At 37.9% G+C, this 24425-nt stretch carries 9 protein-coding genes; 3 read left to right on the top strand and 6 right to left on the bottom strand.

Annotation, left to right across the window (positions count from 1 at the left end; translation table 11 throughout):
* Nucleotides 1–16: 16 nt before the first annotated feature.
* The 4 genes from J7604_RS06890 to J7604_RS06905 form a co-directional block, all read right to left on the bottom strand.
* Entirely contained in the window at nt 17–14770 is a 14754-nt protein-coding gene (locus tag J7604_RS06890) for an SDR family NAD(P)-dependent oxidoreductase (RefSeq protein ID WP_293893090.1), read from the bottom strand.
* Nucleotides 14771–15019: 249 nt separating this feature from the next.
* Nucleotides 15020–15586, bottom strand: coding sequence for a UpxY family transcription antiterminator (locus J7604_RS06895; RefSeq protein ID WP_293893093.1), 567 nt, complete (start codon nt 15584–15586; stop codon nt 15020–15022).
* A 1893-nt stretch (nt 15587–17479) separates the two neighbouring features.
* Nucleotides 17480–18298 (bottom strand): AraC family transcriptional regulator, encoded by an 819-nt coding sequence (locus J7604_RS06900; RefSeq protein WP_293893096.1) that lies wholly within the window; start codon nt 18296–18298, stop codon nt 17480–17482.
* A 218-nt stretch (nt 18299–18516) separates the two neighbouring features.
* On the bottom strand, nt 18517–19932 hold the full coding sequence (locus tag J7604_RS06905) for an aldehyde dehydrogenase family protein (RefSeq protein WP_293893099.1): 1416 nt from the start codon (nt 19930–19932) through the stop codon (nt 18517–18519).
* 842 nt (nt 19933–20774) lie between these two features.
* Between J7604_RS06905 and J7604_RS06910 the strand changes: the two genes are divergently transcribed.
* Nucleotides 20775–21017: a hypothetical protein gene (locus J7604_RS06910; RefSeq protein WP_293893102.1), complete on the top strand. Its 243-nt coding sequence runs from the start codon at nt 20775–20777 to the stop codon at nt 21015–21017.
* A gap of 316 nt (nt 21018–21333) precedes the next feature.
* Here the strand turns inward: J7604_RS06910 and J7604_RS06915 are convergent, their stop codons facing one another.
* Together J7604_RS06915 and J7604_RS06920 are read right to left on the bottom strand one after the other, a co-directional pair.
* Nucleotides 21334–21984, bottom strand: coding sequence for a thioredoxin family protein (locus J7604_RS06915; protein WP_293893105.1), 651 nt, complete (start codon nt 21982–21984; stop codon nt 21334–21336).
* Nucleotides 21985–22357: 373 nt separating this feature from the next.
* The gene (locus J7604_RS06920; protein WP_293893108.1) at nt 22358–22507 is read right to left on the bottom strand and encodes a hypothetical protein; all 150 of its coding nucleotides are present in this window, start codon (nt 22505–22507) and stop codon (nt 22358–22360) included.
* Nucleotides 22508–22570: 63 nt separating this feature from the next.
* Between J7604_RS06920 and J7604_RS06925 the strand changes: the two genes are divergently transcribed.
* Together J7604_RS06925 and J7604_RS06930 are read left to right on the top strand one after the other, a co-directional pair.
* The gene (locus J7604_RS06925; RefSeq protein WP_293893111.1) at nt 22571–23587 is read left to right on the top strand and encodes an alpha/beta hydrolase; all 1017 of its coding nucleotides are present in this window, start codon (nt 22571–22573) and stop codon (nt 23585–23587) included.
* Between the two features lie 36 nt (nt 23588–23623).
* Nucleotides 23624–24100, top strand: coding sequence for an organic hydroperoxide resistance protein (locus J7604_RS06930; RefSeq protein ID WP_293893114.1), 477 nt, complete (start codon nt 23624–23626; stop codon nt 24098–24100).
* Nucleotides 24101–24425: the final 325 nt, after the last annotated feature.

The following is a 24425-nucleotide window of genomic DNA, read 5'->3' on the forward strand; positions in this document are numbered from 1 at the left end:
CAGCTTCTCCTTATTTTTATTTTTTTCTATTGTGTATCTCTTTAGAAATTTTCTCAACAGCTCCTTTATCTATTATAGTGAAATGGTTTGATTTTACTTCGCATATGTTAATCGGATTTTGCAGCAACACATTCCAGCCATAATCATCTGGCATTCCTTTATCCACATAACCTTTGGTAGCCCTGAATAACAATACATCAATGTCTTGAGATAGTTTAGATGGTTTATAAGCACGGCAGCAATTTTCACTTGCCATAAACATGATAAAAGTATTGTCAAAAGTTGTGAGGAATTGCTCTTTAACTAAATCTACCCCATTTCGCTTTAAAAGATGATAGACATATTCCCCTCTTGCACTTTCCGATACTTGACGCAATTCTTCTACATCTATATCCAAAGTTCTTCCTAAAGAGTTTGTCAGGTTTGCACAAACATTAACAAGACATTCAAAAGGATCAATCAACTCGCTTGATATCTGCAACGGACAAGGAGTATCAAGTAACATTAAAGACTCAACTTTTTCACCTTTCGCCAATAATATCCTTGTCATTTCATAAGCAACAACACCGCCATTAGAATAGCCTAGTAAATTGTATGGACCTTTAGGTTGAACATTTTGCAAGACTGAAATATTTATATTGGCAATCTCCTCGATGCTTTTCAAAGGAGGTCTTTTACCATCAAGTCCCACCGATTGAAAACCATAAAACGGTTGCTTATCTCCCAAGGCTTTACTCAGCTGCAATAGAGATAGGACATTACCATCAGATCCAGGAGCAGCAAAAATTGGGACGTTATTTCCCTTAGTCTGCATAGGAACAAGGATTTCCGGAATAGATTTCCTTTTTTCCTTACTGATCTTTACTTCACTCAGAACTGCAGTATTTGAATCTACATCTGCAAAATTATCTTCTTCCGTATTGAATGAAGATGATGTTGTCTCGGTTTGTTTTTCTTCAGTATATGCTGGTTCTATGACCTGTGCTACAACTATATTATTGATCTTCTCAGGATAAGCTCCTATTAAAAATTTAGAGAACTTAGGAATATCACTATACTCAAAAAATACACTTGGTGATAAACTTTCCTGTAAAAGGTGACTCGTTTTTTCAATCAAAGAAATTAAGGCAAGGGAGCCTAATCCTAATTCAATAAAGGTTTGGTCTGTAGCAATTCTTTCAGCCGGTAACTTAAGTTGATGTCCAATTTCTTGCTTCAAAAATAATTCTACAATTTCCACTACTCCTTTTGGTCTAATATCTATTAAACCTGGATTGGACCTGGAAACCTCGAATTCATTACTATCTATTGTTTCAATAATTCCTTTATCTATCTGGTTCGAATTGGCCTTTGGAAAAGTAAAGCTTGAATCAAGAAATTTGGAACGAGAAGTTTTAGCTGGATTTATCCAGTACCTTTCTCTTGCAAAAGGATAAGTAGGAAGACTTATACGTTTAGGTTTTTCATCCTCATATAGTTTCACCCAATCTAAGTTCTGACCTTTGACCCATATTTCGAGGAGCTTCGCTAACTTATTATTTGCAAGCCAGTGATCAATCAGTACTGACATCTCTTCATCAAATAAAGCCAAAGCCACTTTATTATCTTTAGCATGTCCTTGATACGCATCTTCTATGTTTTGCTTATCACCAATATAATCCTGAAGCTTTTCAGCTAACTGATCAATAGAACTTACCACAAATCCCAGACGATCTTCCATGGCTTCTCTACCTACTTGCAGAGTATATGCCAAATCTTTTAGATTTATAGTTTCTTTTTCTCGCTCTATGAAACCTAATAGATCACTTGCAATTTGCTTTAGCTGCTTTTTATTCTTTGCTGAAAGTGGAATTATGAATTTTCTATTAGGATCGATATCAACTTCGCTCTCAACAAATCCTTCTGAAGGAACATATTCTTCAAGAACAATATGCGCATTAACACCTCCAAAGCCAAATGAACTAATACCCGCTCTGAATGGAATATCATTCCCATATTCATCCTTCAAGTGTTTCCAATCCTGAGTTTTGGGAACGATATAAAAGGGACTCCCCTCTAATCGAATGTGAGGATTCATTTCATTAAAATGAATATTTCCAGGTATCTTCTTATACTTCATACCTAGAAGTACTTTAAAGACTCCTGCAATTCCAGCTGCAGTCTCAAGGTGACCAATGTTCGTCTTTATAGTACCTATTCCACAATAAGCCTCTTGAGGTAGAGTTTCGTTGCTGCGCTTATATAACTCAGCAAATGCTTTCTTTAAACCATTTACTTCAACAGAATCACCTAGCAGTGTTCCTGTTCCATGTACTTCTACATAGCTGATGGTTTTAGGATCAATTTGAGCTTTATCATAAACACTAGCAATCAGGTCTGCCTGAGCATTTGGATTTGGCGCAGTAAGAGAAGCCGCATGGCCGCCATGATTCACTCCAATGCTTTTAATTACACCATAGACATGATTGCCATCTCTGATTGCATCATCTAATTTTTTCAGGAAAATAGCTCCGGCCCCTTCTCCTCGCACATAACCATCTGCCATTTTATCAAAGGTCTTACATCTGCCTGAATTAGAAAGTACCCCTGTACTACCTAATGAAACATATAAGGAAGGATTTATCAACGCATTAACTCCACCTACAATGGCCATCTCACAACTTCCATTGGCAATTGCATCCACTGCACGTTGAATCGCAACTAGGGAGCTGGAACATGCGGTATCTACTGGTTCACTAGGCCCATGCAAATCCAGCAAATAAGATATTCTGTTTGGAAGAATGCTGTGTGCGACCCCAGTGGCTGTATAGCCTATAACTTCCAATTCACTTTCTTTTACAACATCTGCATAATCCATTGACCCTACTCCCACAAAAACTCCAGTTTTCGTTCCGGCTAATTCAGAAGGCCGATGACCTGCATCTTCAATTGTTTTCCAGACTGTTTCTAAAAAGATCCTTTGCTGAGGATCCATATACTTAGCCTCAATTGCTGAAATACCAAAGAAGGAGGGATCAAACTTATCAACCTCTTTCATAAAACCACCCCACTTCAAACTGGTTTCATTTTTTCCATTTGGAGAATTGACTTGGAAAGATTTCCAATCCCAACGATCGGAAGGTATTTCAGTAATCAAATCTCTTTCAGCAACTATATTATCCCAAAACTCGGTTAAGTCTTCAGATTGAGGCATTACACCGCTCATGCCCACTATAGCAATGGCTGTTTCAGAATCATACATCTGCGACAATCTTGATTTTCTTGCAAATCTATTTTGAGATGCTGATAATTCTTTCTTAACCATTGAAGGTGGAGTTGAATTTGGATCTGCTATTATTTGAGGTACAGCCTTCTTCAAATCTTCAACGTAATACTCACTAAGCTGATGTTTATAGGTTTCGCAGAGATATTGACTTAAAGCATTAAAAGTAGAGTATTCATAGAAGACAGCGGGACTTAAGTCTATTGAATATTGCTGGCTAAGTTCACGGAAAAATTTCATCAAACTGATTGAGTCAAAACCATATTGACTCATATCAACATCATATGAAAATTGTTCTTTCTTTATTCCAGAGATCTTCATCACTAATTGTAACAGATCCCTTTTGACAATAGTAAGCAACTCCTTATCCTCCACAACTGCATCTTCTATAAGAACTGCCTTAGTGGCTTCTGACTTAGTCTTTCCTTTATCGTCATTTCCATCTTCATCTTGAACGCCTACAGATTTTCTTATTTTTTGCAAGTTTCCCTCAAGGACAAGAACCTGGCTACAATCATCCGCCAATGCTCTTTCAAATGTATCCAGCCCCGTTTCAATTCCCATCACCTTAATTCCCTTGGACTTTTCGAGGAAAGCCTCTTTCTGCTCATCAATCTGCATTGCTCCATCTTTCCATAAAGGCCAGTTGAAGGTAATCGTTTTGCCCAATCGCTTTTGAGTCTTAACCAACTGATTTCGATAATTAACAAAATTATCCATGAAGCTATTTGCATAGCCATAATCACTTTGACCAGCATTACCACCTACTGCTGTGATAGATGAAAATAGTGCAAAGAAGTCAAGGCTTTCATCTTTTGTAGCTTCATCCAGGTGACAAGTACCATAAACTTTAGAAGCATATACCGCCTCCATATCTTCCGAAGTTTTGTTGAGAATTAAAGAATCTCTTAAAACACCAGCGCAATGAATGATTCCATTAATTTCTCCATAGTGAGATTTGACATCCTTTACTAATCGCTCAACAGATGCATATTCAGAAATGTCCGCTGCAAAGTATACCACTTCAGAGCCCAGAGATTCAAGTTCCCTTATCTTCTCTTTCTGCTCTGGCCGAAGAGCGGAACGCCCAGTCAGTACTAAGCGAGCTTTTGTTTGCTCAGCGATATATTTCGCGAAAATTAATCCAAGCGCTCCTAAACCTCCTGTAATAATATAAACACCTCTATCTTTCAAACTCTTTTCCTTTGAAGGATCAAGAACAAACTCTTCAACTTTCTTCACAAGTCGTTTCCCATCCTGATAGCGAATCTCCATACTTGATTCGTCTTTCAATTCAGGTAAAATAAAATCTAGAACATCTACTGAGCGTAGTTCTTTGGATAAATTTTCTTTTCTTATTTCAATGGTTTTATATGTATAATTAGGGTTCTCAACATGCAGACATTTTGCAAACCCGCTAATAGCCTCATGATGCGGTTGCAGATCATTCTGACTACATGGATAAAAATTCAGTAGTTTTGTTTTTTGTTGCCTGCTCTGTTCTTTTAGTACTTGCATTAAAGCTTGACTTACGAACAAAAGAGAAAATACCCCTTTCTTCAAGCTGTTTTTTAAACTTCCCTTTTCAGAAACAAAGTCTTTTTCAGCCCACAGGTAAACAATATTTTCTGGTAATACATCCTTCTTTGCGAGAGAATAAAACAATCTCTGATAATCATTTGGATCCTCAGGATTTATCTCATAAGCATTATTGTCCAACTCTCTATATGAAGAACCTATTTTAACCTGATTGATATGAGAACCATTTGGAATAAGGTTCTTAAATCGCTGCTCCATTGCATCACGATGCTCATCAGATTGGTCAAATACCAGGATATGTCCCAAAGAACTTTCTGCATTTATAGATGGAATTGATAACTCTTTCCACACGTTATGCAAGAACATTTTCTCTACAAGAGTCCCACTTCTTACTTCTAAAGGCTTAGTTGATAAATTCTTTATTCTTACCAAAACTTTTCCATCTTTATCTAAAAGATAAAGGTTCATTTTGGGAATACTTTGAACGTTCTCAGAACTATCAACTGACCAGTTAGCATATCCATAAGCCACATCAATTAAAGGATGTAAAAACTGCACTTCACTGGCTGACAATGGAACACCAATTGGTATTTGCTTTTGATTTTTCTTTATGAAAGCTGCAATAGCAGACTGAAGAGCTCCATCAAGTACAATTGAATTTAGATTAGATTGAGATAGCTGCTCCTCACCCAATTTAATAATAGCAAGTGACTCAGATTGGTTTGCATATACTCTTTCAACCATTTGAAAACTTTTCCCTAACTTCAGGCCGGAGCTGCTTAAAAAAGAATAAAGCTCTTTTCCTTTCAGAATCTCATCTGGACAACGCTCTTGAATTTCAGCAATACTCAAAACTTGTGAATCAGATATACTACCTGAATAAGAGAGTTTACCTTTGCAATGAATAATCGGCTGTTCATTGCCAATATTAGCCAATACAAACTCAACATCATTATGTTTAGGAATCAACGATACTGTCACTTCTCTTCCATCCTTATCGTCCTTGTTAATAACAAGTGAATTTTCCCAAACTATATTCCTGATAAAATAAACTGGTGTTTCACCTGCTAGCTCACCTGCAACTTTCGCCATTTCTAAACAAGCAACCCATGGCAAGAATTTTTGAGCATTTGCAATGTAGTCTTCAAAATAAAATTCTTTACCAGTGAATTTCGTGGAGAATTTCTGCTCTCTTAAAGTAGAGACATTACTATGTACTAACGAATGCAAAATTGCTGTTTTAGTTGAATCATTATGACCATGATCTTCCTTAGAGATTTTACCTTGAGGGATCGATAGCCAATATTGTTCTCTTGCAAAAGGATAAGTTGGCAAACCAACTCTCTTGCTCTTTCCTTTTCTATCTAACAAGCTCCAGTCAATTTCAGCTCCGGAAACCCAAAGTTCAGCCAACTTTATAAGATCCTGTTTTTCTACTGAGGTTTGAATAGAATTTTCATTAATAATTCCACTTGTCCCAACCTTCTTTCCATTGGTGCTATCATGGAAAATACCATCTACACCTTTTGTACCTTGGAGAAAATCCCTGAATTTATCTTTTAAACTTTCAAAATTTGAAACAACCAACGCTAACCTTTCAGGCATTGCATCTCTCCCCACCTGCAAGGTATAAGCAAAGTCTCCAAGATTTACTTCCTCTTCCTGCTTCTCGACAAACTCAAGCATTGTCTTGACATATGCTCTAAGTCTATCTTCATTTTTTGCAGAAAGGACAATCAATTGCGACGTGTCATTCTGATTCAATGATTGATGATTGGATGGTATATATTCTTCTAATACAATATGTCCATTCACGCCTCCGAATCCAAAAGAACTAACACCAGCCCTGCGAGGAAGGAGAACGCCGCCTTCGTCCTTTATAGCCTCCCAAGGAGTGGCTTTATTTACTATATAAAAAGGACTATCTTTAAGATTAATGTAAGGGTTGATTTCTTCAAGGTGAAGTGAGGCTGGAATTTGTTTATGCTGTATTGCTAATACTACCTTTAGTACCCCAGCAATTCCAGCCGCAATTTCCAAGTGGCCGATATTACTTTTCACTGTTCCTAAACCACAGTGCGGCTTTTCGACAGGGCCTTTTTGATATTTTCTATATAATTCTGAAAATGCTTTCTTCAAACCTTGAATTTCAATTGGATCACCCAGGCTTGTCCCTGTACCGTGACATTCAATGTATCCAACAGTCGTTGGATCAATATGCGCTTTCTCATATGCCTCGACCAGTAATTCAGCTTGAGCATTGGGATTAGGAGCTGTAAGAGTTGTTACACGTCCACCATGATTTTCCGCAATTGACTTAATAACAGCATATATATGATCTCCGTCAGCCTCAGCCATAGCTAAAGGTTTAAGGAGAATAGCTCCGGAACCTTCTCCCCTCACATATCCATCAGCACGCTTATCAAAGGTCTTGCATTTTCCATCTCTACTCAGCATTCCTGCGCTTGCCAAAGACATATGAGCTGCGGGCGTTAACATTGTCTGTATACCTCCCGCGATTGCCATATCACAGCTCCCTGTATGAATGGCTTCAACTGCACGATGTATTGCGATTAAGCTGCTTGAGCAAGCCGTATCCAATGAGATACTCGGACCACGGAGATTGAGTAGGAAGGAAATTCTATTTACCAGAATAGATAAGGTATTTCCAGTTGCAGAATATCCATCAAGTTCGATATCAGAAGTAATAAACAGATCTAAATAATCTCTATAGGAAGCACCAACAAACAAGCCCGTTCTTGTACCTGATAATTCTGAAACCTTGTGACCAGAATGTTCAATGGTTTTCCAGACAGTCTCCAAAAAGATCCTTTGCTGAGGATCCATCATTTCAGCTTCCTTAGGTGAAATTCCAAAGAAAAGAGGATCAAACTTATCAACCTCTTTCATAAAGCCTCCCCATTTGGAGTAAGTTTTATGACTTTCTTTAAAAGGATCCCCATCATATTCTTCCCAATTCCAACGATCTCTCGGTATTACAGTAACCATATCCTGACCTTCTAACAAATTCTGCCAGAATTCATCTATATCATCAGATTGAGGCATGACACCACTCATTCCCACAATGGCGATAGGCATGTCAACAAATCGACGTGTTGGAGAAAATGTATTGCTGTTTGAAAGACTATTAAGAGAATGATCAATCTTAGAAAGATCTCGTCCTGAATCAGATTTGGATAAAGTCTCTGACATCTGGCTATCAGTTGATGTCAATGCTGGCTGTATTGATCTGTTAACTTCAACGATCTGTGTATTTGAGACTTGATAAACTCTCAGCACTTCATTTCTGCATTCACTGCACAGGTACCTTGTAATCTCATTGATCGATGGATATTCAAAGAAAAGTACCGGAGTAATTTCAAGCTGATACTTTTCATTTATTGTATTGGCAAATGCAGTCATACCAATCGAATCAAATCCTAAATCAGATAAAATTTGATCCAGACCAATATCTTCCGCATCAAGCTTAAGAAATCCCATCACCATTTGCGACAACTCTTTCAAAACGAGAGAAGAGATTTCTTCATTATTCATTTGCGGACCTTCCGCTACGGATGAAGATTGCTCAGATACTCCACCTAAAAGCTGTACTGAAGATTCTTTTTTTCTTAAACCCCATGCAAGCTCTATTTTTTCTTGAACCCCTTCTAAAGCCGCAACATGAGATTTATTCATTGAAAGCCCTTTCACAAATGCATCTATTCCGACTTCTTTGCTCAATGGCTTTATCCCTAAATTCTTTTTAAAGAAAATCTCCGTTTGCTCATCAATCTTCATTCCTCCATCAGCCCATAGAGACCAATTGTAGCTCAATGATCTTCCGCTTCTTTCTCCAGCTATCTCAAGCGATTTCCGTCGGATAGCATAGGTATCCATGAAATGATTGGCAAAAGAATAGTCACACTGTCCTGCGTTCCCTCCAATAGCAGCAAGAGAAGAGAACATGACAAAGAAATCCAGCTTTTCATTTTTAGTTTCTTCATCCAGGAATAATGTTCCAAATATTTTCGGAGCAAAAACAGCTTCCATTTCCTCATGCTTTTTATTCCTGATGAAGGAATCTCTTAAGACACCTGCAGCGTGAATTATTCCATTAATCTCTCCAAATTGAGATTTGGCAGCTTCAACCAGACTCTTGACCTCTTCACCCTTTGAAACATCTGCTGACACATATAGAACCTCTGCTCCTGATCTTCTTAATTCATCAAACTTTGCTTCGATTTCTGAAGATGGCTTGGATCGTCCTGTAAGTACTAGTTTTGCTTTAAATCGTTTAGCTAAAAACTCTGCGAAAATAAAACCAAGACCACCTGCACCTCCTGTAATGATATAAACTCCATTTTCTTTTAATACCGTACTTTGTGAAGATTCAATTTCTTCAATACTGACCTGTTTAAGCTTTCTCACATAACGATCATCTTCTACATAGCGAACTGTCATCATCTCTTGAGTCCCCGGATGAAGCTCAGCCAGAATAGCCTCTAAAACTCTGTTTAAATCGTTCTTCCCTTGTTGGATTTCAAGTGTTTTACAATAAAGCTTTGGATTTTCTATCTGAAGCGACCTCGTAAATCCATTGATGGCCTCATTATGAGGTTGAGGAACATCTTTAGCTCCCAAGTAAACATAAAGAAGCTGGATCTTTTCTTTAGGCTTTTGTTCAATAAGAGATTGACAGAGATAAAGAAAAGAATAAACACCTTTCTCCAATGACTCTATTAAGTAGTTCTCTTTGTATTCGCTTGCATTATTTAAGCTACCTTCTTTATAGAATAAAGCCATTGGCCAGGCAAAACAAATTTTCCCAATGGACAGATTTTTATGATTTACAGATTTGAAGAGCTGAGTGTAATCTTGTGGATTTCTCGGATTAATTCTATATGTAAAGTTTTCTAACTCTTGATAGGAATCGCCTGGTTGCACCAATATGACATGCTTAGAATCTGCTTTATCTAAACGATCCTGATAAAGATTACGAAGTGTTTCATCAAAATCAAAAATCAAAATAGAATCTAACTTGTTATGCGATGCCTTTTCTTTATCAAAAGAAGATATTTCCCAATCGTGTGAATAGTAAAGTTTTGAGAATTCCTCTTCAATAATAGTCTCAGGTGTTTGAGATAGAGCTAATTGAGAGTTCGCACTCTGCGATAGGGCAGGTAAAGCGGTAATTTTGGACTTCCCAATCCAATGGCGCTTATCAGCAAAAGGGTAGGTCGGTAAAGATATTCTTCTACCTGACATTTGTCCCTGCACGCTTTGCCAATCATTTAACAAACCATCAACCCATATTTGCGCGAGCTTTTGAGGGTCCTGACTTTGAGAAAGTAAGTTTATAAATTCATCCTTCTCTTTGCGGTTTAATAACTTAGTTATTCCTTCTGCATTTTGTTTTTGTCCAAGGATGATACCTTCACCTTTTTTTCCTTCAACAAATAAAGTAAGTTTCTCAAGTAATTCTTCTTTAGTCCCAGCAATAATGGCCAAACGATAATCAAATGATTTCCTTCCTATTTGCAGAGTGTAAGCGATATCATTCAATCTTAATTGAAGAGAGACTTGAGTGAGGTTATGCTGAATATAATTTCTTAATCTAACTGCCATTTCACGCAGCTGATCCTCATTTCTGGCAGAAAAAGGAAAGATTAATACGCTAGGTTCTGAAGTCTCTTCGTCTTTGTCATGAATCAAAGGTTCATACTTTTCTATAATCACATGCGCATTTGCCCCTCCTGCTCCAAATGAGCTTATCCCTGCTCTAAGAGGGAAAGATACTCCATCTACTTCTTTTGTCTTCCAAGCTTCTACAGTTTGTTCGACATAAAAAGGAGAATTTTTAAAATCTATAAACTCATTTAATTGCGAAGAATGTAAGGACGGAACAAGCTGAGAGTGTTTCATCATTAACAGTACTTTTTGCACACCCACAATTCCAGCAGCAGCCTCCAAGTGACCAATATTGGTTTTTATCGAACCAATTGAACAACTTTCATTCTCTACATTGTAATCCTTAAAAGCATTGGTAAGTCCTGAAATTTCAACAGGGTCTCCCAATTCAGTTCCTGTGCCATGAGCCTCAATGTAACCAATACTACGAGCGTCTATCTTACCTTTTTCCAGAGCTGCTTGTATTAGCTTAGTTTGCGCATGTGGATTTGGGACAAGGTACCCACTTGTTTTACCTCCATGATTTACTGCTGCACTCTTAATAACACCGTGTATGTTATCTCCATCTTTAATAGCCTTATCTAAAGGCTTAAGAAGCAAAGCTCCAACTCCTTCACCCGGAACATAACCATTCGCGCCTTTTCCGAAAGTACGACAAACACCATCTTTTGACAGAGCTCCAACACCTCCTGCCCAATCAATATCCCATTTACTTTGATGCAAATCAAGATTTACTCCACCTACTATAGCCGCTGAACAATTGCCATTATTAATTGCTTCACAAGCCAGATACACTGCAGTCAAACTAGAAGAACATGCAGTATCCAATGTTAAGCTTGTACCTGTGAAATTCATCCAATAGGAAACACGGTTGGCAATACTCCAGAAGAATGAATTAGGAGTTACATTATTACCAGCGAGTTTTTCTTCAACACCAATCATCTGATACATATTCCAAACAGCACCAACGAAAACTCCAATATTTCTGGATTCATTTCCTTGAGTCAATGTTTCAGGATAGTAGCCTGCATCTTCGATTGCTTCCCATGCGACCTCAAGAAAATGTCTTTCCTGAGGATCCATTATTTCAGCCTCCCTAGGAGATATGTTAAAGAACATAGAATCAAACCTATCTACATCATCTATGAATCCACTTCTGTATTTCTTAGTGAATTCGCTGTGCATACGCTGATTAAAACGAGCATCCGGAATAGTCTCAATACAATCTTTTCCCTGCACCAGATTCGCCCATAGTTCGTCAAGATTTTTTGACTTGGGATAACGGCCCGACATCCCCACAATAGCAATATCTTGAGACCGCTGAATCTGTTTAGCCTTGGTAATTGTTGCCTCTTTCCCTTTCGGCCCCGAAGTTAAATGTTCATCGTTATCAAGTACATTTCCATTATGATCAGAAATTGAAACAGAGGTTTTGGGAACAATTTTACCAGAAGCATTATGAAAGCTTTGTAATTTATACTTAGCATTGATATCACCTATTGATTCAGTGCTATTCCCATCTAATAAAATTTCAGGAATATTTTTCTTCCTTTCAAAAAGCGATATTAGTCTTTTAATTATTTCTTCAATTTGCCTTCTCTTTAAACCAACAGGGATTGCAAGACGTACTAGGTTATTGATAGAAGTATTCTTTTGCATTCCTGCATTATGCGCGCCTGCCCTAATTCCGGTGTTCAAAAACATCCAGGCAACAAATGACGCAACAGGATATTTGAAATCTCTGAACTCTGCTACCTGATCCACATCAATTAATATACAATGCCCTCCTGCAGGCTGAACAACCGGAATCCCATTTTTCTTTAATGCGTTCCAGATCAAATGTACAGCCTCAATTCTATCCTGAATGCGGCTCTCTATCTTAGTAAGGTTGTTCAATGAAAGAGCAATAAATTTCTTTTCAATCACATCCAAACCTATTCCTTCTTCCTGAATAAGATTCTGAATACTATTATAAAGAACAGGATCATTGGTTGCGATGAGCCCACCTTTACTTACACAAAAATCTTTGGTTAAGCTTGAGATAAGTGCATCCGCAGTAGAATGAATTTCACGAACAACATCCCAAATATTCTTTCCTGCAAATCCTTTTTCGTGTTGAATTATAAATCTGGCATTCTCTAGGGTTCTAGTGGCATCCAAAACCAGTGGAATAGAATATTTAGCAAGCAATGATTTCAAATCCCGCAGGTGTTGCATAGAGACAGGAGCTCCGCCTGCTGCATTGTCACTCGTTTCAATTATAACAAACGCAATTGACTTTGGATCAAGTTCTATTTGCTTTTGAAGCGCATCCCAATTCAAATTACCTTTGAATAAATTCGTTGAATCCAAAATAAAGACTTCTGGATGTGGTAATTCTAAAGGTTTAAAACCATTATCGATTTGATTGAAGATTGTAGTTGGAAAAAGTAAGTTCTGCGGAACAATTCCTTTTTTAGACCATGATTTAAAGAAAGCGTGTTCTGCGGTGCGACCAGATGTGGTAAATGCAAAATATGTAAAAGGGAAAACACCTTTTATACTTTCCTTTAAATCGACTGGTTGCGGGAGCTGCGTATATAAATATTGATTTTGATTCTGTATTGCGGGCATCTCAAGCTGAGCCCACGAATCTGTTTTTAAATCGAACTCAACTTTATTCCCTGGTATGTTTAGGGGATTATATCCATAATCTGATAAAATAACTGATCTCTCCTCGCCTTCAATCATCACTCCTTTTTCACCAGCTTCACTTGAGATAACAGCTGCTGCTAAAGATGTATTAGAAATTTTATGCGTCTCTCCCTTTTCCGCAGGTAAGGCTATGTGAGGATTAGATTTGTTAAATGTATGATTTTCCTCATCTGAAGTTTGCATCTTTGTAGGATCTGCAATCATCATGATTATATCAGTTACATTATCAGGATTACTATTTTCCTTAGGCCGGCAAATAAAAACTGTTCTGTTCTCCGGACGAAACTTATTTTTAAATTGAAGATTTCCTTCATCATTAAAAATTTTTTGTTCTCTCAAATAGTCTAATGTCTTATCCAAATAAGGATCTGCATTAGAAGAAGGCTCAAGCTTGCAGCCATATGTACCACCTAAGCTAAGCATATCGCAACCTTCAGCCGCCAGTACTTCGATTATCTTAACAATTGCAAACTCCAGTCCTCCCAGAGGCATGGTTTGAGGATAAAACTCTAAGTCCATGAGATAGCCATTTTCCTCTGCCGACAACTTAGAGATAAGAATAACATTTTGCAGGACATCATCAAGATATGTGATGAAAAGCCTGTGTTCACTGCTTAAATTCCCAGCAACGATTTCCTCTTTTACAATATGAATAAGAGGATTGACCATTGTTCTTGGAGCACACCATTGATCAATAATACCAGCAATAGCAGCATCTATTTCCTTATTAGTGCCGCTTTGATATTCTTCTGTTCTGCATTTACCCGTATCCTCAAATTTAGATACCTGATAACGTAAACGGCGCATCTTGCTTCCCTGCAGAGTAAAATCCTTTATATTTACTACCCTTGACAAGACTCCAAAAGGAGTAGAAGAAAAAGCAACTTCCCCAACAAATTCTAATTGGTCTGGAGAAAAGATATTGAGTTCGAAATTATGATTGATACAATATCTATACATTTCTTCCGCAATGACAGGGAAATACTCTTTTGGGCCAGTATATGTATAAAGTAAAATTATATTTTTACTTCTGCTATAATTAAAATATCCACGTCTTGCGCTACCAATAAATATATTTGGAGCAATATTTCTTGTTCCTCTGGAAGAAGACCCCTCGTTTTTATATCTATCAAAGAGATCCTTAATCAATATTTTCAGTTCAGGGTGAGCATAAGCATCTTTTTCCAATATGAGAATTGGAGTTACTTGCGAGGATATATCTGTTGGACGTGCAACAAGAGGTTCTGAAATGCTTTCTGCTGGCTTTAATGAAGGCTTAGTTGAAAGAGCAAAAGCAGTTGCTGGCTTTCCTTTTGAAAACTTTTCTGAAAGTGTTTGCTCATGTTTATTAACAAAATATTGACTTAAATCACTTATGTTGAAATTTTCAAAAAGCAAAGTTTTTGGTAACGTACCAAATTCTTCTTCTAATTTCTTAATGATTTGTAAAATGCGAAATGAATCAATCCCTAACTCCTGAAATGGAGTGGATGCAACAATATTCCCAATTGATATATTGGCAACCTCAGATATAAGAGACTTAAGATAAGACTCCGTAGACTCTAATAATATTTCTTTATCTAGCATTTTACTCTCAAGAATTAATTGTGATTTTTATAGCAGATGTTTCAGCTTAAATTATGTAAATAATCAAGCTATACATATATGCTGTCAGTACCCTTAAAAATTGTTTTACTTATTGTCATTCTGACAATTTATTCCACTAAAAAATTGACGATAGATGATCTTAACTCATTTCTCCTGCAACCGCAGGTTGAGATATTGTTTTTGAATTATTGGAAAACAAGACATGAAAATCCCTGTTATGCAGAAGCATTATAGAGAAGGTATTTTCTCAAGCAAACTCGTACATATATCAATAAATACTGTTTGATTAATTTCATTCAACTTGATACCAAACTTCGTTTTTGATTGCTGCCTCACGAGGACTCCTTCATAACCGGCTAATGGACCTTCTACAATTCGTACACTTTCTCCTTCAGAAAAGTTGGGCTCAATGGATACCTCCTGATTTAAATCCAACATATTCTTAATCCCTTCAATACACTTATTATTGATCTTGGAAGGTTTACCTCCACAATGTATAACAGTTGTGATTTTGGGAGTCTGAGATATTTTAGGAACATATCGTTCTTCTGTATTAACAAAAATATAGCTTGGAAAAAGTACCTGATCTATAATTTTTTTCTGCCTGTTGTTCCAGACTCTTAAAGTCTTAGTTATTGGTAAAAAGACATCGTATCCTTTATTTGACAATTCACGTAGAACTACTTTCTCCGCTCTTGGTGCGGTGTGGAATACATACCAATTTTTTTTAGATGTCGGTTCTAAGATAGAAATACCAACATCCATTTGGGATTTCGGTTTGAATGTAGTGGACATAGGTGGTTCTCTTTAAATTCATTATAGCTGCGCCTGGTCAATTAGCATTCATTGCTTTGACAAGAAAAATTTTAATATTTATTTATTCAAAAAGATGTGATTATTGAAGCTTCAGCTTATACGTTAAGTGAAAACATCTAAACTAATTATAGCTTCTGAAATTATTTCCCGCTTATATACATGTATATAGAATCCACAAGTTTGTTTCTGATGATAGTTTTATTAATTAAACTCTAACATCAATTGTTGCTTTGGATTGCTAACTTGTTGTTACAATGCATAGCGGCCTTTAGTACTCTAAGATTGATATAGCTTCGCTTGGTCAATTAGCAGACAGTGCTTCTGACAAAGAAAAATTACAAATATTAATTTATAGAAAAACGAGTTGAAAGTCCGTGGTTATTGATTAGCTATGTTTTTGATGCTGGTCAAAAGACATTTTAACTTCTAATGGTAACTCACGTCAAACTGCTCTTTCCGCTTCTGGCGCGGTTAAAAAGACTTACAAGGTTGCTTTTAATGCAGGTTTTAATTTTGAATACCTACATCATTATAGATTGGATAACTATTTGAATGTTCTAAGCATAGGCGGTTCTTATTGTATACTGTGATTAATATAGCTTCGCTTGGTCAATTAGCAAGTATAGCTTTTGACAAGTTTAACAAGAAAAAATCCTAATGATTATTGAGTTTTACTGATTGTTTTTAAAACTATACTTTATTTTTTGGTTCTCCAAATTTGCAACAAAGATTTAACAAAAAATTAGCTGAAAATGAACATGTTTAAACATCAAAACAAAGCTTTATTCACCTCTTCCTTTCATATACATTCATTAAACATGCTATTATAAAGTCTTAGGGCCACAAGGTTTTCACACACAACCCTACAATTTATCATGTTGTATATTTTGTTATTTTCGATGAATAAAAGTTTTGTAGTAAGCGATTTAATTGATATGAATAAGCACTATTTATCACTACAATTTAAAGAACAAAGTATAATTATATGTTTAATAATTTTAATCATACTTTTTTACAATCATTAAACTTAAGCGCATTGCGCTCACTAAGAATAGCAGTGCTTCCAGCTTTATATAGTTGAAATGACACAAGCAACATTTAATATTTTTATAACAATTACTTAACATTCCTCTTATGGTTGACAGCACCTAGGAACCTTTGGCAATAATTGCTTGGGATTATCATATCTTTTTGTTTCATAAAAATGTCTTAGCACCTCACTTACTAATAGAATCTCATTAAGATAGTTATATAAGCATTCTCCAATAAGAAGATAAGAGGATTGATACCATCACCCCCTATATCTATTTAATAATGATCCTCTAATTGACTTTGCTGTGAAAAGGTTTTTTTAGAAAGAGCTAGAGTCAGACCTTAAATCAATTCTTGATTTTTGGTAGAGCATATTGGCCATGTATTCATTGATGATACAGATAAACTCCACCATTTTGTTATAAATAAAATTAAATGTGACATGAAATTTAGTCTTGAAAAAAATGATAAGCCAGTCAGCAGATGGATAACTACGAATCTTATTGATTGATATACCTTAAATCTGAAGGCTGAATTACACTATAGAGCTCAATTTCAATTTATGCTAACCTAAAAAATAAAAAAGGCAACCATTAGTAAAATGATTGCCTTTCTACACGCGTAGGACAATTGCCTTACACTTGACTATCAACACCTTGCGCAAAGACTCGCATTTCTAAGCAGTTAACGAAATCTTTTATATTCCTACAGATAATTCGGAATACAACGAGATACAAAAAATGTTGTACCTATGTTGTACTCATTTCCAAAACCTATTTAGTCTTTTGTTGCGGACCGGTAAGGAGGAATGTAGGATGTTAAAGGTATACTATAATCCATTTAGCTTCTTAACCTTGTCGGTGCCACTCCAAATTGCTTCTTGAATGCATGTGAGAAATGCGACAAGTCCTCAAATCCCAAGTCGAGGTAAATTTCTGATACCGTTTTAGGTGTTTCGGATAGTAACCTGCGTGCTTCTTCCAATCTCTTTTGGATAAGCCATTTACCGGGCGAAGTGCCAAATTCCTTTTCAAAATCCCGTTTGAAAGCTGCCAGGCTACGACCGGTCAGATATGCAAACCGTTCAAGCCGAACATTGAAGTAATAGTTTTGCTGCATAAAAGGTTGTAAATCCAACTTGTAGGGTTCTGAAAAATCAAACAAAACAGTTGCAACGTCTGGATTGGTTTTCAACAATAGCAGTAAACCTTCAGAAAGTTTAGCATCGACCATCAAAGGATCTTCCAATGCATCTGTTTGAATATACACTGCAATAGAGTTCAGATAATTTTCCAAAAGCCGATCTTTGGTCAGATTCATTACTGCTACCTTCTTTTTAACCCTTTTCACCTTGATATTTTGTTCCCTAGCAAAATCTTTGAGAAAGTCCTGGCTCAGGTAAATGGACAAGGATTGAAAGGGTTCTTTTTCATCAGGTTCTTTTATGAATTTCATCAATTGATTTCGCCTGACCAAACGAAGCGTTCCTTTTTCAGATTGGTATTCCTTTCTACCGTCAAAAAGAGTGAGCGAACCCGAAATCTGATACGCGAACGTATGCTGCTCCACATAGTTTTCTCCCTCTCTGTTAGCATTGTAATAACAGGAAAATGCCATTTTCTTTTGAGCGTTATGCTTCTCTGATTTGTTGCTCGTCATATTTTTCGTCCTAACCCATTATTTAAAACGAGAGAAAACTTCTTTTGATACATTGACATTTTTCAATTGTCCATTTTCAAATTTACACTGTTTATCTGGTAACAGTACTCATTATTTTATTCATCCTTGAATACATCAAATATTGTCTCCCTATAAAACTTGATAACAAAGAGTACAATCCAAATTTGTACTCTTTGCGTTTATTAACCAAACATAGTTTAGCTAATAATAACTTTCGGTTCAAGTTGCGCTTCCAATCCAAAGATTCCTCCTTCTCTCCCAAGTCCTGATTGTTTGAAACCGCCAAAAGGAGCTTCAGAATCGTGCCAAAGGGTGTTGATGAGTACACGACCCGCATTAATTTGTTTTGCTATCCTATTGGCTCTTTCAGAATTGGATGAACTGATGTAGGCCTGCAAACCATACTCGGTATCATTGGCCATTGCAATGGCATCTTCTTCGGTTTCATAAGTAAGCACCGAAAGCACGGGACCGAAAACTTCCTCTCTGGCGATCTTCATATCAGACGTTACATTAATAAATAACGTAGGTTTCACAAAGTATCCGTTCTCCAGACCTTCCGGCCTTCCTTCCCCACCAACAAGCAATTCCGCTCCGCTTTCAATACCTGAACGGATGTAGTATTGAATGCGGTCGTATTGCTTTTGGCTCGCCATAGGACCAATTTTGGTGTCTGGGTCATTAGGCAAACCTACCTTCAAATTCTTCACTGTTTCTTGCAATATCGGTCTCACTTTTCCCATTAAGTGTTTAGGAACGAGTAAACGCGATCCTGCCACACATGCCTGTCCGCTGTTCTGGAAACAGGCATTGACAGCAAAGGGGATTGTTTTTTCTAAATCTGCATCATCAAGAATGATATGCGGTGACTTTCCGCTTAGTTCCAGTGTCAATCGTTTCATCGTATCCACTGCACTTCGCGCAATAATTTTTCCTACGACAGTCGAACCCGTAAAACAAATTTTTGCGATATCCGAATGATTAGCAAGTAGGGTCCCCATTACATCACCTCTACCATTTACGACATTAATCACCCCAGCAGGCAAGCCAGCATTATCAAATGCTTCCATCAGCACTTGTGTTTGCAAGCAACTCATCTCGCTTGGTTTGATAACTGTTGTACAACCGGCGGCAATTGCAGCAGCTAGCTTTATACAGATAGAACCCGAATTAGCATTCCAGGCAGTCATTATCGCGGTAACACCAATAGGAGTCAATATCAATTGTGATTTTCCTATGGAGCGGACAAAATTGAAGTCATCCAAGAGATTTTTGAATTGAAGGAAAATATCAGCTGCATACCGATTCGACCATTCCGCTCTCTGCACAGTAGCTCCGTATTCGGAAATGGTTACTTCTTTTAAATCATCTAAACGCTCTATAACCGCATCGTGCAATTGCTGCAAATACAATTTCCTATCTTCGACACTACTTAAAGAAAATGTGGTGAACGCTTTTTTTGCAGCGTGAATGGCATCCAGCAGATCTTGTTCATTCCCTAAGATAGCTTCGCCAATTTGCTGTCCGGTTGCGGGATTGATGATCTTCATCAAGTCTGAACCAAAGGAAGACACAAACTTCCCATTGATATAATTCATATCTACTTTTGTCATAGTTTTATTTGATTTTGTATAACGAAATTAGAAAGAACTATCCAGATGCACTTTGTTTAAAAGCTCAAATCTATTTGGCTGGTAAGCTCACTAATTTCTCCTGTCATTAATGATGTGACTGGCTTCTTGTATGAAGTAGGCATAGAAAGCCAAATCACTATTAATACATAATGATTTATCGATTCCAGAGATTTAAAGACAGTTGCCCGAAAAGGCACAACCATTCTAAGTTGTTGTCTACTAACCTAAGTTAGAGTCCTGATCTTACTAGATTGTCAACTACTGTGTCTATACAAATGAAATTTTTATTATGTCCTAATGATTCATTTTGACTACTTTTTTCAACAATTCGGCTACTTCCAATAAAGTATAAAAATGGAATTTTGTGTTCATCATAAATTAAAAATTATGAGTACAACAAATCAGAAAAACACTTCTTACGAAGTAGTGGAAAAGAAGATTTCGTTCCTCTATAAATCTACCTGCTGCTGAATTATAGCAACCGTTTCTTGAGATATAAACTGTCTTTAAATTAAACACATTCACCATCACTTCGCTTCGATCTTAGTCTGTCTAACTCGCCCATCAATTTGTCCACTTCGGCTATAAATCACTCCGATGTTTTGTGATTTCAAAATACCTTTGATTCATCATCAAAACAACAATTATCATGAGCTTAAGAACAACAAAAATTATCTATTGGGCTGGTGCATCGTTTACCTCTCTCTGGTTTGGCGCCAGCTGATTTTTTGAACTTACAACCAATCCTGTGGTATGGGATATCACTGTAAAGCTCGGATACCCTGCACATTTTCATCTACATTCTAGGTGTAGCAAAAATCTTGGGTGTAGTTGTGCTCCTTACACCGAATAAATTGCTTCGTTTGAAAGAATGGGTGTTTGCCGGAGTTTTCTTCGATATCATCTTCGCGTTCTTCTCAAAACTCGCTGTGCTTGGCATCTCAGCCACTGCAGACGCATTGATCGCGTTCGGTATGGTAACGGTGACTTATGTGATGTTCAGAAAACTTTATCCAGCGAATTATAATCTGACAGAAACTCAGGTAAATATGAGTAAAGCGTAACTGATCATCAACGTTACTACCTAATAGAAGCCATCGCGACGCAATATCGTGATGGCTTTTTTTGTATTGTTTAAACATTAATGGTGCAAGCAGTTAGAAGGCTTAATCAACTCCTATGGTCTATGATGATTTTGCCCAAACTTCGGGCTGAGATATGGAGAAAATGTGGTCGACAGTCTTTAATTAAATTTAAAGCCGAAGCCAGCACGATTCAAGTTGCATGATGGCTTCACTGTTTCTTAACTTATAAATCAGTTGTGTGCTGCCGGTTATGAAGACTTTGACCATTGTTTCACATTGAGCGATGAGGCATACTTTATTTTACTGATACTGTTGATAAGAAAGTCGCACGTGCAGCATCGTCGATAGCACCTGTATTTGGGTCCTGAAGAAAGCCGATGATCTCCCAGTCGGTTGTGTTAAAACCATTTGGAATCCCGATGTTGTTAACGCCCTGTCTGGTAGATAAATTGAAGAAATCTAACCGATGTACTATTTGTACGTGCGACAGTTTTCGTCCTTCATTTTCACCTCGCTTCACATAGGTCGAGGCATTTTTTCGGACGAGCGCAATTACCAGCTTATGGTCTGTCACATCTGAAACCTTATAGGCTATAGCTATTCTTTCGGATTCTTGCCGTGCCTGAAGCGTCAATCTGGTTGGAGATGAAGCAGCGAGATGAGAAGAAATCTCCTTGTCAATTACAGCAGCGTCTGATCCGACAAACTCAGCGCTTCCGTTAATGATTAGTTGAGGCGTATACATCAGACCGGTGAAGCGTTTGCTATACTCATACTGTCTTTGGGTGAATAGCGGATTGCTGAACACATCTTTCCAGCCTAGGCCATCCCAGTAATCGATGTGGTAAGAAAGAATATAAACAGGTTTGTTTGCTGCTGTTTTTTGAATACGCGCAATGAGCTCATCAGCAGCAGGGCAACTTGAACACCCCTCCGACGTGAACAACTCGAGTACTGCAAAGCCTTTAGCTTTGTGTTGGTTTGATTCATTTGTCTGATGTCTATCATAAACCCAGGAACATAATACGATCGCTATTCCAATGCCTGTAGCGATCGCTGTGACTCGTAATGTCTTCATTGTTTTTTGATTTGTTTTTTACCAAAAGTACAGGTAACGCTTTTTGAAAGACATTGGAAAAAGGTTAAGGCCGACATATTGAAGGGCAAAGTGGACTGATTGAATACCGAACTATTATTACTTCCTACTCTCTCGAGTGCTAAGCCCTTAAACGTTAAGCCTCCCTTTGCCTTAAGTTAAGGCTGTCACGGTTTCGGAATTTAAATGCCCGGACAGTAATTAATGGGATACCATCTACAGCTCAATCCTGACAGTCTTTGGCAATTCTTAACATAATGACAGTAGCTATGCGGAGGGGTACACGGAGTGGAATGTCTATGTCGCGGACTAGTTTGTCCGGTTCGCGGATATTCTGATTCCGTGGAGCAGCTTGTGATTGTATGTTTGTCATGTGTTCGGCGCGATTCGCACACGGAAACGAAAGAAAAGTCAAGCAAAAACTTATCATGATACTATGAACTTCAATAAAACATTAGCACTTGTGGCTTTGATAAGCATCATTGCGACAGGAGCGGAAAGTAAAACCACAATTGATTGCAGCTACATCACCAGTACCAACACTGACCCTTCATTCAATAAAATCAAGCAAATCAACGCAGGTGTGCTCAACGTTGGTTACGTAGAGGTTGGTTCTGCCACAGGGCAAGCAGTGCTCCTGCTCCATGGATGGCCTTACGATATTCATGCATTCGAAGAAGTATCCATCTTACTCGCTGCCAAGGGTTACCGTGTTATCGTTCCTTACCTGCGTGGTCATGGAACAACACGTTTTCTATCGGCCGATACTGAACGTAATGGACAACAGTCGGCATTGGCCGTGGATATGATTTCATTCATGGATGCGCTAAAAATCGATCAGGCAATCATTGGTGGCTTCGACTGGGGTGCGCGCACCGCAAACATTATGGCTGCATTATGGCCTGAGCGTTGTAAGGCACTTGTGTTGGTGAGCGGTTATCTAATTGGCAGTCAAGAAGTAAATAAGGCACCGCTGCCTCCACAAGCGGAGCTATCATGGTGGTATCAATTCTACTTCGCTACAGAAAGGGGTCGTGAAGGATACAAAGCAAATACAATTGCTTTTGCAAAGCTTATCTGGAAATCGGCATCACCGAAGTGGCAATTCGATGACGCTACCTTCAACGAGTCTTCTCTGGCATTTGATAACCCCGATCATGTTGATATTGTGATTCATAACTACCGTTGGCGCCTAGGACTTGCGAGCGGAGAGCAAAAGTATGATCCCCTTGAAAAGAAATTAGCTGCAGCACCTGTCATTACTGTGCCAACCGTGACGCTGGAAGGTGATGCCAATGGCGCGCCTCATCCAGACCCCACAATGTATGCTGCAAAATTCAAAGGTAAATATGTACATCACACCATTACCGGTGGCGTTGGACATAACCTTCCACAAGAAGCACCGCAGGCATTTGTCGATGCAATCATTGAAGCAACATCATTTACTAAGTAATTCAAATTAATTTATAACACTTTAAACTTCATCATTATGAACAATCAAATTACAATTAACAATCAGTCCGTTATTAATGACATCAACGCTGCAAAAATTTCGATTACCAAAGTACTCTACACAGGAAAGACGCACACCACGGGTGGTCGCGATGGTGCTGCAAGAAGCCAGGACGGAAGATTGAATGTCAGTATGACAAATCTTGGCACTCCCGGTACGGGAACAAATCCCGAACAATTGCTTGCCGCAGGATGGTCAGCTTGTTTCATTGGCGCCATGAAGATCAATGCTTCTCAATTACAAATTGTCCTTCCGGCAGAAACATCCGTCGACGCGGAAATAGACCTCGCTACTGTAGAAGGCGGTTATTCATTGCAGGCACGTCTTTATGTGAATCTTCCCGGACTTACGATGGAGCAGGCGAAAGCAGTGATTGAAGCTGCACATCAGACTTGCCCTTATTCGAAAGCCACGAGGGGAAATATTAATGTGGGAATTAGCGCGATAGTTTAATGCTTGAGTTTCACGGCTCAAATAGCAAATATGCATTGATGTCACCCACGAACCTCGCGGACATAGGCTTCAAGTTACAATCTTCAAGAAATTTTAAATATGATACTGAAGGGCTTGCAACTTGAAGCTTTGTAGCTTGCAGCCCTTTTCGTAAATTTATGTGTGTTTTTCAAAATGACAGATTGGATGAAGAAGAACCAAACACCTCTAAAGATTTCTCACACAGTTATCTGGGTCAGCTCGATTTTCCTGGGATTATTGTCGTCAGTACCTCAACTGGCATCTCATAAGTTCAACCTTGCTGAAGCAATCGTTAATGCAGCCC

Source organism: Sporocytophaga sp., assembly GCF_017745095.1.
In the GTDB taxonomy this organism is placed as follows: Bacteria; Bacteroidota; Bacteroidia; order Cytophagales; family Cytophagaceae; genus Sporocytophaga.